Genomic DNA, 15,019 nt, shown 5'->3' on the forward strand with positions numbered 1-15,019 from the left:
GTTTGTAGACCCACAGGGATTCGAACCCCGACTGACGGTACCAAAAACCGGAGTGCTACCGTTACACTATAGGTCTGTTTTATTTTGGTGAGGCAAATTTACAGCTTTTTTGTTTAGATACAAGAATTTTTTAAAGTTTTTTTTACATTTACAAGACTTTTTATGTACCCCAATTATGCTGATAGACTTCAATAATCTCAATATTAATAATTTATCCTTTCAAACAGATTTCGAACATAAAACTAAAATCTTTTTAGAAGAATGGTTTTCTGATGGATCTACTGTAAAAGTTCAGACTTCAGGTTCTACAGGAACATCAAAAGTTTTTGAAATCGAAAAAAATAAAATGGTCAATTCTGCTGTGATGACTTGCAATTTTTTAGGCTTGAAAGAAGGTGATAAGGCGTTGTTGTGTCTTCCGGTTGAATATATTTCCGGTAAAATGATGGTAGTCCGTTCTATTGTGAGAAAATTAAGGCTGATTGTCACCGAACCATCTCTAAAACCACTTGAATATTTAAATGAAGAAATTGATTTCTGTGCAATGACTCCACTTCAGGTAGAGAATTCGCTGGATAAACTCCATTGGATCAAAAATCTGATCATTGGGGGAGCAGCTGTTTCTGAGTCATTAAAAAGAAATATAGCTCAAAATAAAAGATTAGAAAGTATCCGTATTTTTGAAACCTATGGAATGTCTGAAACACTTTCCCATATTGCTTTAAAGCAGCTTATGCCGGAACCGGAAGATTACTTTACGGCTTTCGAAACCGTATCTGTCAACCTGGATGAAAGAGGCTGTCTGAAAATCTTTGCTCCAAATGTTAATGCTGAAGTATTACAGACTAATGATTTAGTTGAAATTAAAAATGAAAAGCAGTTTAAGTTCCTGGGACGTATAGACAATGTCATTAATTCCGGTGGAGCGAAAATTTTTCCTGAAACACTGGAAGCATTGGTGAAAAAAGAAATTCCTAATGAAGCTGTTTTTATAGGTCTGAAAGATGAAAGTCTTGGCCAAAAGCTGATATTGGTGATAGAAGGATCAGGGGCGGATGATCTGATCAAAAAAATTACTGGAATATCTTTTGAAAAAAGCTTTCACAAACCGAAAGAGATTATTTTCATTGAAAACATTCCACGAACACCAAACGGAAAAGTGAACCGGATAGAACTGAATAAAATAATAGCCGAAAGACAATAAATTTTGCCCGTTATTTGATGTACTTTAATTCCTGATTCCTGGCTCTTGAATCAAGACCTTTAAAATAAAAAACATGAAAGACTTCTCAAAAGAACTCAGCTTTAAAACTTCCCGGAGCAGCGGAGCGGGTGGGCAGAATGTTAATAAGGTGGAAACTTCGGTGACCGTTCTATGGTTCGTTGCCGGGTCTGAATTTTTTTCTGAGAATCAGAAGGAACTGATATTTACTAAACTGAAAAACAGGATCAATGCAGAGGGATATCTTTTTCTGACCGTATCTGAAAGCAGAACCCAGCTGATGAACAAGAATAAAGCAATTGAAAAAATTATTGAACTCGTTAATAAAGCTTTAATTGTTCCTAAGAAAAGACTGGCAACAAAACCATCAAAAGGACAAAAACAGAAACGCCTGGATACCAAAAAGAAAATTTCCGAGAAGAAAGAGAACAGGAAATTTAAGTTTTAGGGATTAAGGCAGAAAAGGCAGTTTTCTTTTCACACATCAAAATTTTTGAGTATCTTAGAATATTATTAATAACAGTTTAATTTATGACAGCACTTACTCTTTTATCAGCAGACTGCCATTCTAATGGCCTTTTGTTGTCGCTGTTATATTTACATACAGATTCTTTTCTGAAGAGTTCTAAGGACTTTATCAATTAAGCCCTGTCAGGATCCACGGCAGGGAAAGTATTTCAATAAATTTCACGTATTATTTTTTGCAGTTTTCTACAGGAGAAAAACTGAGTAGAGGTGTAATCCTGCATTGGATCACTGGGAATAACTGCATCCATTACTTTAAAAATATAAAAAATGTCCAATCATATTATTGTAACTACCGGAATTTATGACGCTATAAAAGATACGCTCAGAAGAAAAAAAGTCAGCATGCCCGAAGAAAAAAGGCTTGCTGAAGAATTGAGAAAAGCTAAACAGGTATTGAGAAGAGAGCTTCCTGCCGATGTCGTGACGGTTAACAGAAAAGTGACAATTAAAGACCATACTCAGAATTTTGAACATGAATATATTTTCGTAGCTTCTTCAAAAGCTAAGCCGGCGAAAAATAAGCATTCCATATTATCGGATATTGCGCTTGCGACAGTTGGGTATAGAGTAGGAGATATCATCAATTGGCCTTTTAAAGACGGTGAAAGAAAAATTGAGATTTTAAACGTAGAATCTTGTCACGGGTAATTCCTGTGTATCTATATTTGTTAGATGAAAGTACAGCTTCAAGGCTGTACTTTTTCATGAAGAGATTACGGATAAACTATTTTTATCATTTGTTAAAAAACAATGTTCAGGCAAGAGATTCTCTAAGTACTCATGTTGCATTCCGTTTTTAAGTTTTATCTTTGCAAAAATTAAAAAAATGAGCAAACCGATTTCTGAATTTATAGAGAAATATTACCTGCACTTCAATGCGGCTGCATTGGTAGATGCATCTAAGGGGTATGTTGCACATCTTAAAGATGGCGGGAAAATGATGATCACTTTAGCAGGAGCGATGTCTACTGCTGAATTGGGGAAAATCCTTGCAGAAATGATCCGTCAGGGGAAAGTTGATTTTATTTCTTGTACAGGAGCCAACCTTGAAGAAGATTTGATGAATCTTGTGGCACACTCTCACTACGAAAGAGTTCCACATTACAGAGATTTAACGGCACAGGATGAGTGGGATCTATTGGAAAGAGGACTTAACAGAGTTACAGATACATGTATTCCGGAAGAAGAAGCTTTCAGAAGACTTCAAAAGCATATTGTGGAGATCTGGAAAGATGCAGAAGCTAAAGGCGAGCGTTATTTCCCACACGAATTCATGTACAAAATGATCCTTTCAGGAGTCCTTGAGCAGTATTATGAAATTCCAAGAGAAAACTCATGGATGATTGCTGCAGCTGAGAAAAACCTACCAATCGTAGTTCCGGGATGGGAAGATTCTACGATGGGTAACATCTTCGCTTCTTACTGTATTAAAGGTGAGCTTACCGCAACCACTATGAAATCAGGAATTGAGTATATGACCTACCTTGCTGACTGGTATACTAAAAATTCAGCTGGAAAAGGAGTTGGATTCTTCCAGATTGGGGGAGGTATCGCAGGAGATTTCCCGATCTGTGTAGTACCAATGTTGTATCAGGATATGGAGATGCATGACATTCCTTTCTGGTCTTATTTCTGCCAGATCTCAGATTCTACAACGTCTTACGGTTCATATTCAGGAGCCGTTCCGAATGAGAAAATCACTTGGGGTAAACTGGATATCACAACACCGAAATTCATCGTTGAAAGTGATGCTACCATCTGTGCACCATTGATGTTCTCTTACATCCTAGAAAATTCTTAAGAATAAATTTCTTATAAAAATATCAACGCTTCAATTCACTTTGAAGCGTTTTTTATTTCCCGTCCGTCATTGCGAGCGAAGCGAAGCAATCTCACTTAAAAATGAAGTTTAAACTTATTCTTAAAGTCTTATCTAACTTTAATGTTTCAAAATAAATCATTAAGAAAAAGTTAGCAGTTAAGATTATTCAGAAATTGCTTCGCTTCGCTCGCAATGACGTACTTGGAGGTCAGTCAAGAGAGTTTACCAGTACAAAGTACCGGTAGGCAAGAATTCCTTTCTCAATTTTACTAAGCTGGTTCGGATCTTTATTGCTCAACTTTGGGAGCAACTTTTTATTGACTGCATTCAGCAGCCGGAAAAATGATTTTTTCATATCTTTATATTTACAATCAGACATCATCGAATGACTTAGAATCCAAAAATGATGCAAAAAGGCGTTTAAAGATTAATTAAACCCTGTCTTTCAACACGATAAAAAAGATCGCTATACTATGGACGAAATTTTTAAACAACAGATCTACGAGATTACAAGGCTTATCCCGAAAGGAAGGGTTTCCTCTTATGGTGCCATAGCTAAGGCGGTAGGTTATCCTAATCATTCCCGTCATGTAGGGAAGGCGATGGGAGAATGCCCGGAAGATGTCCCGGCACACCGCGTCATATCCAGCTCAGGCATATTATCTGTTCCCGAATTTCAAAAAAGACTGGAAGCAGAAGGTATTACCGTTGAGAATTTGAGGATAAAAGATTTTAAAAAACTGTTCTGGAATCCACTTGAGGAGATTTAGAATAAAATGTATTGGGCAGTTAAAATATTTACAGTTTAGGCGTCTAATCCGCAGCTATTAAATACTCCCGGTTCATCAATATCAATAAAAAAGCCTTGATACTCAAAGTGTTCAAAGCTTTAAAATTTATACGGGAAAAACGGGTATGTTTTTAAACTACAACCTTATTTTCTGCTTTTCGGTGTCCTTAATTCTTCCTTTAATTTCTCATTTTCCTCTTTCAACAGGGCAATATAATCCTGCAGATTCTGAATAATGGAAGCTGATATATTATGAAACTGAGTGATCGTTCCTGATGATGAAGAGGAGTGGTCATTATATACAGGATGATTATTATTGATCACAACTTTTGATTCCTCATCCTCATAAATATCTTCTACCGAAACATCCAAAAAACGGGCAATTTTGTCCCATTCATCCCTTACAATATTAACATCACCACTTTCCTTTCTGCTGTAGTTGGATACATCAGTCGCAATAATATCAGCTATCTGCTGCTGAGTATAGCCTTTTTGTTTTCTGATAACGCGTAATTTTTCTTTTTGCATATCCTACATTTTATACAAAAATGGAAAAAAAGCACAATGTGTACAATAAAAAAGGGAAAAAATATGCAGTGAACCGCAGAATTTAATCAAAAATGCTTGAAAAGTTTAGAATATCAAACCTATCCAACCAGTATGTTAATATTTTTCTTTTTTAAATTATAATGCTCCTTGCTTAACATTAGTCTTTAACTAAACGAGATCGGATTCTCTTTATCTGCAATAACAATCAGATTTTTAGATTCAAAAGCATGAAAAAAGCTGTTCCCAATGAAGAGAACAGCCTTATTCAATTCTGTACTGTTTTATTATTTTTCCAGCTGCTTATAGCTTCTCTGGATAAAATCTGTCAGGTCTTTTCCTTTCAGCAGGTTCTGTGAAAGTTTCGCCAGATCAAGAGCATATTTGATCAGGGTTTCCTTTTCTTCAGGATTTTCTGTCTTTAAAATCTGGTTCGAGAGTTCACTGTTCGAGTTCACTACCAGATTATACATCTCCGGAAAACCTCCCATTCCAAACATACCGCCTCCTCCGGTTGCCTGCATTTCCTTCATTCTTCTCATGAATTCCGGCTGCGTGATCGTAAACGGAGCATCATTGCTGTCAAGATCTTCAAGCTGTACCGTGAATTTGGCATCTTTTACAGCTTCTTCCACGTCTTTCTTTAAAGATTCCTTTTCAGTTTCATTCAATTTGGAAATAACCGGTTCGTCTTTTTTGATAAGGTTATTAATGTGGTCTGCATCCACTCTTGCGAATGAGATTTTTTCTTTTGTAGTTTCCAGTTTTTGGATCACGTGGGAGATCACTGGTGAGTCTAATAACAAAACATCATAACCTTTATCATTAGCTGCCTGAATATAGCTGTGCTGCTCATCAGCATTCGTTGCATAAAGGATTACTGTATTGCCGTCTTTATCCGTATGGGCAGGCTGGATTTTTTCAATTAATTCATTCCACAGGAAATATTTTCCGTCTGTGGTAGGATATAATGTGAATTTATCTGCCTTTTCTGCGAATTTATCTTCCGTGATAATTCCGTATTCGATCACTATTTTAATGTCATTCCATTTTTGCTCATAATCTTCACGGTTTTCGTTGATCAAAGAAGACATTTTATCAGCAACCTTCTTAGTGATGTAGGAAGATATTTTCTTCACTGCACCATCAGCCTGAAGGTATGAACGGGAAACATTCAATGGAATGTCCGGAGAATCAATCACTCCCCTAAGAAGCATAAGGAAATCCGGAACAATACCTTTTACTTCGTCCGTTACAAATACCTGATTCTGATACAATTGGATTTTATCCTTGTCAATATTTAAATTGTTGCTCAGTTTCGGGAAAAATAAGATTCCTGTAAGATTGAAAGGATAATCGACGTTCAGATGGATGTTGAATAAAGGCTCCTCAAACTGCATAGGATACAGTTCATGGTAAAATTTCATATAATCTTCATTCGTCAGCTCGCTCGGTGCAATGGTCCATGCCGGTGTTGGATTATTGATGATATTGTCAACTTCTTCGGTTTCAGCCACTGCATCTTCCGGGGCATCCTCCGGTAATGGAAGGGTGTGCGTTCTTGTCCCGAATTTAATCGGAACAGGCATGAATTTATTGTATTTTGACAACAATTCACGGATTTTAGTTTCTTCTAAAAATTCCGTAGAATCTTCTGCAATATGAAGAATGATTTCCGTTCCTCTGTCAGTTTTGTCAGATGTTTCCTCAAGCGTAAATTCCGGGCTTCCGTCGCAGATCCATCTTACAGCAGAACCTTCTTTATAAGATTTTGTAAGGATTTCTACTTTTTCGGCCACCATAAATGCAGAATAGAAACCAAGGCCGAAATGTCCGATGATTCCGGAGTCTTTTGCAGTATCCTTATATTTTTCAAGGAATTCTTCGGCACCGGAAAAAGCAACCTGGTTGATGTATTTTTCAACCTCTTCACCAGTCATACCAATTCCCTGGTCGATAATACGTAAAGTTTTCTGTTCCTTATCAATTTTAACTTCAATCTTCGGATTTCCGTATTCAACCTTTGCTTCCCCAATGCTTGTCAGGTGCTTTAATTTTAAAGTGGCATCAGTTGCATTGGAGATCAGCTCTCTCAGGAATATTTCGTAGTCACTGTAAAGAAATTTTTTAATAAGCGGGAAAATATTTTCCACAGATACATTAATATTTCCTTTAGTCATAATAATTTTTGTTTTTTAATTTTCTATACAGGTCTCAAAAAAAATACCATGAAGAAGAATGTGACAGAATGACAGAACCAATATTGTGATTAAGATTAAAACATTCAAAATTCAAACAATCTTATTAAATTCAATAGAGTGGGCTTTAGCCAAAACCGACATTATAAACAAAAAAAGACAGCCTGAAAGCTGTCTTAAATTTATATATTGAAAAAAGATTATTTCACTTTATTTTTCAATTCTTCTTTAATTTTATTTTCCAATTCTTCAGCAAGCTCAGGGTTGTCTTTCAATACATCTTTTACAGCGTCACGACCTTGTCCCAACTTAGTTTCCTCATAGCTGAACCAAGAACCGCTTTTCTTTACAATTCCCTGCTCTACAGCCTGATCAAGAATTTCTCCTGTTTTAGAGACTCCTTCACCGTACATAATATCGAATTCAGCTTGTTTGAAAGGAGGTGCTACTTTATTTTTCACGATCTTCACTTTCACACGGCTTCCGATAGCTTCATCACCATTTTTAATAGGTGCACTTGCTTTTCTGATATCTACTCTTACAGAAGCGTAGAATTTCAATGCATTACCACCGGTTGTTGTTTCAGGATTTCCAAACATCACACCAATTTTTTCTCTCAGCTGGTTGATGAAAATTACGGTACATTTCGTTCTTGAAATGGTAGCAGTAAGTTTTCTCAATGCCTGAGACATCAATCTTGCGTGAAGACCCATTTTTGAATCTCCCATTTCCCCTTCAATTTCCGCTTTTGGAGTAAGGGCTGCAACGGAGTCAATAACTACGATGTCAATCGCCCCCGAACGGATCAGGTTATCAGCAATTTCCAGAGCCTGCTCACCGTTGTCCGGCTGAGAAATGATTAAGTTTTCAAGATCAATTCCCAGTTTTCCTGCGTAACCTCTGTCAAAAGCGTGCTCTGCATCAATAAATGCTGCAATTCCGCCAGCTTTTTGAGCTTCTGCAATAGCATGAAGCGTTAAAGTTGTTTTACCGGAAGATTCAGGTCCGTAGATCTCAATGATTCTTCCTCTTGGATATCCACCTACTCCAAGAGCGATGTCTAATCCCAAAGATCCGGAAGGAATAACTTCAATGGTAGTATCAATCGTACTGTCACCTAAGGTCATTACAGTTCCTTTTCCGTATGTTTTATCTAGCTTGTCAAGCACTAATGCAAGTGCTTTTTTCTTATCGTCTATGTTGCTCATCTGTTGTTAAAATAATTGCTCAAAATTACGGAATTTTAACGTCAAAAACTAATATTATTTAATGTGAAAAACTGTTTTTAACGTTAAAAAATAATAATATTTTGAGACTGATGTTATTCATTACGAATGGAATGCAGAGTTTTATGATTCAAAACATAAAAATATTTTTTTTCCGCTTAATGTATTTGCTGTTCAGGATTCTTCTAATGAAAATTTGAATTTTTAGTAACTCTAAGATAGTCTTCCAGCACTTTCGTCTGATCTTTATTTCCTTTTTTTATTCTTGTGTCCCGGCTTACCAGGTTATCATAAATTTTGTTGATGATCATTTTGGTTTTAGGAAACATTTTCCGGTTGGAAACCTCAGGGATCTGCAGTCTTTTACATACCTCATCATCCAGTAGAAACCATGTGCAGCAAATATGCAGGTATCTCAGGTTTTTCCTTTGAAATTTGAATTTTAAGATCGGGTTTTCCAGAGATTCATTCAATAAAGAATGAGCGAGCAGAATAGAATCTTTATCTGATGGCGGCTGTACAGAAGTCCACAGGTAGAAATATTCCGTTGCCTGCTTTTTGCTGTCCGGAAGAAGGTGTTCAGGAATTCCCAATAGATATCCGACATATTTCCAGAGATGGAAAATTCCTTTTTCCTCTTCAACAGAAAAAGTATTTCCTAATTTTTGAAGACTATGAAGAAAAACAAGGCTAAATCCTATATAAGTAGCCATCATATCCCACGAATTAATGGGCTCGCCCCAGTTTTCAGTATCCCATTCTTTGTAATATTTTTTAATGGAAAGTCTGGCGTAAGAGTGGATGAGGCGGGTTTTTATGGCAAATTCGTAGCCTTTTGCATGCAGTTCCAATGCATCGTAGCGTGTGACATTTACCCAAAAATCCAGGGTTTCTGAAAGACGTTTTACAGCGCCCTTTTTTAATGCTTCTGTAGCGGTAAGAGGCTTGTTGAGGTAGGCATAGTCATAACCACCCATCAGGCAGTAATCCCTTAATGAAATCAGCGAGTCCAGGTTGCTTCGCATGCAGAGTTCTGCGCCGCTTTTCAACAGGTTGTAATCAAGCCATTCAGGAATCTGTTGGGTTTGGGTGAAGAGTTTTTTTACACTTTCAGGAACATCATCTGTTTCAGAGATGCCATTTCGTATATAGCCTTCAATTTCTCTAGATGCTTCATGAAATTTTTTAGTAAGGTAAACATTCCGGACAACTTCATCACCTACTGTATCCACATGATAAAAATAGGATGAAAACTTGTCAAAATCTTTAAAGCTCACTTCCGCTCCGGAAAAATCAATAAGCTGCTTCCCGTTGCCTTTCCCCCAAAAATTTTTGAAATGGGAAGAATCTTTAAAGCGCGGTTGTATAATCGGTATGTCCATTTCGTATAAAAATACAAGTTTTGCACCGAAATTCAGTAGTGAGATTTATCAGTCTTTCCCGAATGTTTAAGATGTCAGATAAGCCCTCTTTCAAAAGCCTTTTTTACAAGTTCCTTGCTGTTTCTGGAATCTGTTTTCCGTAAAATATTTTTTCTGTGTGTACGAACTGTATGTTCAGACAGAATCAGTGCCTGGGCTATCTCCGGTCCGGAATATCCTTTGGTGATTAGGGCAAGAATTTCCATTTCCCTTTTCGTTAAATGTTCAGAAAAATTTTCCGGCTTTGAAAAGGCGTCCAGCTTTACCTGGTGAAAGTCATTTCTGGGACCTATCCCGGAAACCAGAACGGTATAAGGATTTTCTTTTGTGATATGATGAATGTTGGTATGGATGTTTATCGCCTGGACAGGAGTTCCGGTTTCATCTTCCATGGTGATAATAGACTGATGGTGGAAGAGCTCATAATTTCCTTCTGCTGTTTTCATTCTGAAACAATAGCTGCCCTTAATGTAAAGCTGATGTTCCAGGCCGATCTCTGTTATTTTCTTAATAAGGACATGTTCGGCTTTAATCACAAATTCTATATCATCAGGATGAGTAAGATCAATGACATCTTTTAAATTTTCTGGATATGATGGAAGACCGTGGAGCTTCAGAATGTTTTCATGATGGTGTGAAAGCGTACTGTTTGTAAGATTCAGGGCATAATAATAAAATTCTCCTATAGAAAACATTTCGCCAATGATGCGCTCTATGGGTGGCTTGTCCAGGATCTTTCTGTCTCTCCTTACGCCCGGGTATGTGTTCCAGACTTCAATGAGAGGATGTTTTTTTTCTGAGTTGTCCATGAATGAATTAGTTTTAGCTAAAATAAAACTAAAATATTTACAAAATACCACAAAAGGGGGATTTTTTTACACTGATAAAATGCTAAACTTTGTACCAGCTAATAACCATGGCGACTCAATTTTTTTTGTTCCGTTTTGTTTTATTATTTATTTTTTTCCATAATTTATTTTAATTAGGAAAATAGTAAGTCTCGGAGCATTGAATTTTTACACGGTTTATTCGAAGTTAATTAATGAATGTTATAAAAACAGTTTACTCTTTTCTTTTTAGTTGTTTGAAAATGATAAACTATTAGCCTCTCTTTGCTGGAGAGGTTTTTCTTTTGTAATATATTCCGTCAAACATTGCTCTTTTTGATATTCAAAATCACCCGAACGGGTAATTTACTTGTATTCATGGAATTCCAAACTTTGTAGAAAACTAATAGCCATGAAAACATATTTATTACTGCTGTTCCTACTTTGGACAGGAATAGCCTTTGGTCAGGAGAATGATATTCGGACAGACGGGAATTACTATTTTAATTATCCGATAACTGAAAGTTTAAAAGATTTTAAAAATGAAACGGCTATCAAGGATGGTTCTTCCTTAAGCGAAATTAAAAATGAAATTGAGGGTTCCCTATTTAATGTTCACGTTCAGAATATTAAAAATGACAGGGTGTATTTTGTTTTTGGTAATTTTTCAGGGAGTGTAGCTGATTTAGAGAGTAAAATTAATAAAAACTTTAAAGTTTCTATATCTGCCAATAAAGAAAGAGATGACAAAACAGTCTATTCTTTACCGTTAACAGACTTCAAAGATTATACAAAACCTGTATACAATATGGTAGATTGGCGGGTTGGAGTTTTTACTGTTCCATTTAAGTTAAGGCTTAGTGAATTTTCATTTGACGCTAATGTAAACCTTGGAGCGAATTTAGGAGCGAAATTTAGAATGAACAGGAAGATTAAAAATGGGTTTGGTCTGGAACCTATTTTAGGATTCGGTTTAGCCAGTATTAAGCTTGATGAGTCAAACAGTAAGACTGCTGAGAGTACAAATATAAGTGCGTTTTCAATTAATACAGGTTTGCTAATTCATATTAATCAGTCAATCAATGTTGGTTTTACCTACGGATTTGATCATATCAGCAGAAACGATCAGAATAATTATGATTGGAAATACAATGGAAAAGGCTGGCTTGGGCTGGGTATCAATGTTGCTTTCAGCGGTCAGAATGATAACACGGGAAGCTCTGTAAGTAATCTCGGAAAATGAAAATATAGAAAATTAATGATCTTTTCTGCAACAAAAAAACCTTCCCATTGGGAAGGTTTTCATTATTTATTGCTAGTTGCTCATTATTTATGATAAAGAAGCAGCGTGTACAAGCATATCTACCAACTTGTTTGAGTAACCCATTTCGTTGTCATACCAAGAAACAAGTTTTACAAAGTTTGGAGAAAGCATGATACCGGCATCTTTGTCGAAGATAGAAGTTCTCTTATCTCCTACGAAGTCCTGAGAAACTACTGCATCTTCAGTGTATCCTAAGATTCCTTTCAATTCACCTTCAGAAGCAGCTTTAATTACTGAACAGATTTCTTCATAAGAAGCAGCCTTTTCAATTCTCACTGTTAAATCTACTACAGAAACGTCAACAGTTGGTACTCTGAAAGACATACCTGTTAATTTTCCGTTTAATGAAGGAATTACTTTTCCTACCGCTTTAGCAGCACCTGTAGAAGAAGGGATAATGTTGTTAAGAGCAGCTCTACCACCTCTCCAGTCTTTCATAGAAGGACCGTCAACTGTTTTCTGAGTTGCTGTTGTAGCATGTACAGTAGTCATAAGACCTTCAACGATCCCGAAATTATCGTGGATTACTTTAGCTAAAGGAGCTAAACAGTTGGTTGTACAAGATGCATTAGATAAAATTTTGATATCGTCAGTAAGTTCTTTGTGGTTCACACCCATTACGAACATTGGCGTGTCGTCTTTAGATGGAGCAGAAAGGATTACTTTTTTAGCACCGGCATTGATGTGAGCCTGAGCAGAATCTTTAGATAAGAAAAGACCTGTAGATTCTACGATATAGTCTGCACCGATCTCATTCCATTTTAGGTTGTTAGGATCTTTCTCAGCAGTTACTCTGATTCTTTTTCCGTTTACCACAAGGTCATTTCCTTCTACAGAAACTTCTCCCGGGAAGATACCGTGTACAGAATCATATTTTAACATGTAAGCCATGTATTCTGCGTTGATTAGGTCATTGATTCCTACTACTTCAATGTTATCTCTTTCAGTCATTGCTCTGAAAACAAGACGTCCAATTCTACCAAAACCGTTGATACCTACTTTGATTGTTGACATAATAGTTTGTTTTAGATTATAAAAAAATAATTAGATTGCTAAAATTTCAGAAATCAGTAAAAGATCTTTATTGATTTCATTATGTTTTTTAATGGCTTCTTCGATCGGTGTGTACACCATATCATTGGAACGCATTCCGGCCATTACATTTGTTTTTCCTTCCATGAGTCCCACTACGGCGCCATAGCCCAGTCTGCTTGCCAGAACCCGGTCTGCACAGCTTGGAGAACCGCCTCTCTGGATATGTCCTAAGATCGTTACGCGGATATCATAATCAGGGAATTCTTTTTTGGTTTGATCGGCAAGATCATAGATGCTTCCCAGCTTTTCACCTTCAGCCACTACAACAATGCTTGATGCTTTTCCTGTTTTTTCAGCTTTTCTGAAATTGGCGAAAAGATCTTCCATGCTGTCTTTCTTCTCAGGAATAAGAATGTCCAGAGCACCGGTAGCCAGTCCGCTATTTAGAGCGATGAAACCTGCATCACGGCCCATTACCTCTACAAAGAAAACTCTGTTGTGGGAGGTTGCCGTATCACGGATCTTGTCAATAGCTTCCATAGCGGTATTTAATGCCGTATCGTAGCCGATGGTGTTATCTGTTCCGAAAATATCATTATCAATAGTTCCCGGTACACCGATTACCCTAATCCCGAACTCTTCATTGAAGATTTTTGCTCCGGTGAAAGTTCCGTCACCTCCAATGCATACCAATGCATCCACACCGTGTTTCACACAGTTGTCGTAAGCTTTCTGACGTCCTTCAGGAGTTCTGAATTCTACAGATCTGGCAGATTTAAGAATCGTTCCGCCCTGGTTGATTATATTTTTTACAGAACGGGGGCCCATTTTCAGGAAATCATCATGGATGAGTCCGTTATAGCCTTCCCTTACTCCGTAGCATTCGATATTATAATAGTTTGCAGTTCTAACGACCGCTCTTAATGCTGCATTCATACCCGGAGAGTCACCTCCTGAAGTAAGAACTGCAATTTTTTTTACAGCACTTTCTTTCATCTAGTAAAAAATTTCGAACACAAATTTACAAAAACAAGTTCAGATAATGGCAGTAAGTTTATAAGAGTTTTGAATATAAATAATTAAAAGCTCCTAAAATTTGAAGGCTTAAAAAAATACCCTGCTGTTTTTGTTTCTGAAGAATTATATTAATGCTATACGAAGTGAAATATTTTTATCGAAAAGATTGAAAGTATGTGTGATGTGCCGGATGAGATCCTTCGATTAAAAAAAATAACTTTTACACAATTTGTACAAACGTTTGCATTGGATCGGAATTTGTCATCACATCACCGCTTTTCCGTAAGATACTTCCAATATCTTTTTGGAACATGCTGAACGTGCAGTTTTAGATTCTTCCTTTCCACAATATTGGTCTTTGTAAAGTACCTTTGCCACAGCTTTTGATAATTGTTTTCATCATCATGAAACTTCTGATGGTACTGATGCAGATCCAGTTTTTCTTCCGGATAAAAGAAATCACAGGTTTCCAGATCATATAAAATTCCATAATTCCTTCTCAGATCATAGATCATCCACTTTTGGTCCTGATACCGGTCTTTAAAATGTTTACGGATAAGCGGAAGAACATCAAAATCAGGATCTATTTTCGCAAAGAAAACACTATCATGCATTTTCTCAAATCTCACAAAAGCAGTCATTCTGTGCCTTTCCCGGCTTACGGATTTGCAGATTTTTGAGATTTTTAGAATATCACTGTCAGCATAATTTTGCAGAATATTTTCATCAGGATGTTTTACAGACTGTTTTACAGCCGATAAAATAAGATGTTCCGATTCAGGATCTTCTGATAAATAAACTTTTAATAATTCATGTATTCCTGACTGTCCGATATTTTGTTCCAGTTTGTTTAAAACCCGTTCAGCTTTATCATTTTGAGTAATGACTTCATGGATTTCAGCAAAGATATTTTCCTGATGAAACCTCTCCTTACTCACTATTTCCACATCTTTATATCGGTACTCGAAAACTTCAAATACTGCGGTGAAAAGTCCGTCGAAACTGCCGTCGTAAAGGAGTGTGGTCATGTGATGCGATTATGTGCTTATGAGATAAAATAACG

15 protein-coding genes and 1 tRNA gene are annotated in these 15,019 nt (G+C 36.6%); 6 read left to right on the top strand and 10 right to left on the bottom strand.

All coding sequences use genetic code 11. The features are described from left to right. Positions 1-5: 5 nt before the first annotated feature. Positions 6-76, bottom strand: a tRNA-Gln gene (locus tag ACMGDK_RS17885). A 99-nt stretch (positions 77-175) separates the two neighbouring features. Between ACMGDK_RS17885 and ACMGDK_RS17890 the strand changes: the two genes are divergently transcribed. The 4 genes from ACMGDK_RS17890 to ACMGDK_RS17905 all read left to right on the top strand — a co-directional run bounded on the left by ACMGDK_RS17890 (position 176) and on the right by ACMGDK_RS17905 (position 3,551). Further along, entirely contained in the window at positions 176-1,204 is a 1,029-nt protein-coding gene (locus ACMGDK_RS17890; protein ID WP_436809176.1) for an AMP-binding protein, read from the top strand. A gap of 73 nt (positions 1,205-1,277) precedes the next feature. Continuing rightward, positions 1,278-1,670, top strand: coding sequence for an alternative ribosome rescue aminoacyl-tRNA hydrolase ArfB (gene arfB, locus ACMGDK_RS17895; RefSeq protein ID WP_436809177.1), 393 nt, complete (start codon positions 1,278-1,280; stop codon positions 1,668-1,670). A 347-nt stretch (positions 1,671-2,017) separates the two neighbouring features. Then, positions 2,018-2,398: a GreA/GreB family elongation factor gene (locus tag ACMGDK_RS17900; RefSeq protein WP_436809178.1), complete on the top strand. Its 381-nt coding sequence runs from the start codon at positions 2,018-2,020 to the stop codon at positions 2,396-2,398. Between the two features lie 178 nt (positions 2,399-2,576). Beyond that, entirely contained in the window at positions 2,577-3,551 is a 975-nt protein-coding gene (locus ACMGDK_RS17905) for a deoxyhypusine synthase family protein (protein ID WP_306845031.1), read from the top strand. A 229-nt stretch (positions 3,552-3,780) separates the two neighbouring features. Here ACMGDK_RS17905 and ACMGDK_RS17910 read toward each other — a convergent pair whose 3' ends face one another. Continuing rightward, positions 3,781-3,927, bottom strand: coding sequence for a hypothetical protein (locus ACMGDK_RS17910; RefSeq protein WP_436809179.1), 147 nt, complete (start codon positions 3,925-3,927; stop codon positions 3,781-3,783). Between the two features lie 118 nt (positions 3,928-4,045). Between ACMGDK_RS17910 and ACMGDK_RS17915 the strand changes: the two genes are divergently transcribed. Continuing rightward, positions 4,046-4,342 carry an MGMT family protein gene (locus tag ACMGDK_RS17915; protein ID WP_436809180.1) on the top strand — a complete coding sequence of 99 codons (297 nt, stop codon included), beginning with the start codon at positions 4,046-4,048 and terminating at the stop codon, positions 4,340-4,342. Between the two features lie 164 nt (positions 4,343-4,506). Here the strand turns inward: ACMGDK_RS17915 and ACMGDK_RS17920 are convergent, their stop codons facing one another. From ACMGDK_RS17920 to ACMGDK_RS17940, 5 genes are all read right to left on the bottom strand, one after another. Next, positions 4,507-4,890, bottom strand: coding sequence for a helix-turn-helix transcriptional regulator (locus ACMGDK_RS17920; protein WP_436809181.1), 384 nt, complete (start codon positions 4,888-4,890; stop codon positions 4,507-4,509). 305 nt (positions 4,891-5,195) lie between these two features. After that, positions 5,196-7,088 (bottom strand): molecular chaperone HtpG, encoded by a 1,893-nt coding sequence (gene htpG, locus ACMGDK_RS17925; RefSeq protein WP_436809182.1) that lies wholly within the window; start codon positions 7,086-7,088, stop codon positions 5,196-5,198. 218 nt (positions 7,089-7,306) lie between these two features. Continuing rightward, on the bottom strand, positions 7,307-8,314 hold the full coding sequence (gene recA / locus ACMGDK_RS17930; protein WP_426046412.1) for a recombinase RecA: 1,008 nt from the start codon (positions 8,312-8,314) through the stop codon (positions 7,307-7,309). A gap of 203 nt (positions 8,315-8,517) precedes the next feature. After that, positions 8,518-9,714: an oxygenase MpaB family protein gene (locus ACMGDK_RS17935; protein WP_436809183.1), complete on the bottom strand. Its 1,197-nt coding sequence runs from the start codon at positions 9,712-9,714 to the stop codon at positions 8,518-8,520. Positions 9,715-9,788: 74 nt separating this feature from the next. Further along, positions 9,789-10,562 (bottom strand): response regulator transcription factor, encoded by a 774-nt coding sequence (locus ACMGDK_RS17940; protein ID WP_436809184.1) that lies wholly within the window; start codon positions 10,560-10,562, stop codon positions 9,789-9,791. 430 nt (positions 10,563-10,992) lie between these two features. Here ACMGDK_RS17940 and ACMGDK_RS17945 point away from each other — a divergent pair, with 430 nt between their 5' ends. Further along, positions 10,993-11,823, top strand: coding sequence for a hypothetical protein (locus ACMGDK_RS17945; protein ID WP_436809185.1), 831 nt, complete (start codon positions 10,993-10,995; stop codon positions 11,821-11,823). 87 nt (positions 11,824-11,910) lie between these two features. Here ACMGDK_RS17945 and gap read toward each other — a convergent pair whose 3' ends face one another. The 3 genes from gap to ACMGDK_RS17960 all read right to left on the bottom strand — a co-directional run bounded on the left by gap (position 11,911) and on the right by ACMGDK_RS17960 (position 14,984). Then, complete coding sequence (gene gap, locus ACMGDK_RS17950; protein ID WP_111955181.1) at positions 11,911-12,918, bottom strand: type I glyceraldehyde-3-phosphate dehydrogenase; 1,008 nt, start codon at positions 12,916-12,918, stop codon at positions 11,911-11,913. Between the two features lie 30 nt (positions 12,919-12,948). Next, positions 12,949-13,935 (bottom strand): 6-phosphofructokinase, encoded by a 987-nt coding sequence (pfkA, locus tag ACMGDK_RS17955; protein ID WP_436809186.1) that lies wholly within the window; start codon positions 13,933-13,935, stop codon positions 12,949-12,951. Positions 13,936-14,225: 290 nt separating this feature from the next. Next, positions 14,226-14,984: a TIGR03915 family putative DNA repair protein gene (locus ACMGDK_RS17960; RefSeq protein WP_436809187.1), complete on the bottom strand. Its 759-nt coding sequence runs from the start codon at positions 14,982-14,984 to the stop codon at positions 14,226-14,228. Between the last annotated feature and the right edge of the window lie 35 nt (positions 14,985-15,019).

It is taken from the genome of Chryseobacterium hilariae (genome assembly GCF_051400735.1).
GTDB lineage: Bacteria > Bacteroidota > Bacteroidia > Flavobacteriales > Weeksellaceae > Chryseobacterium.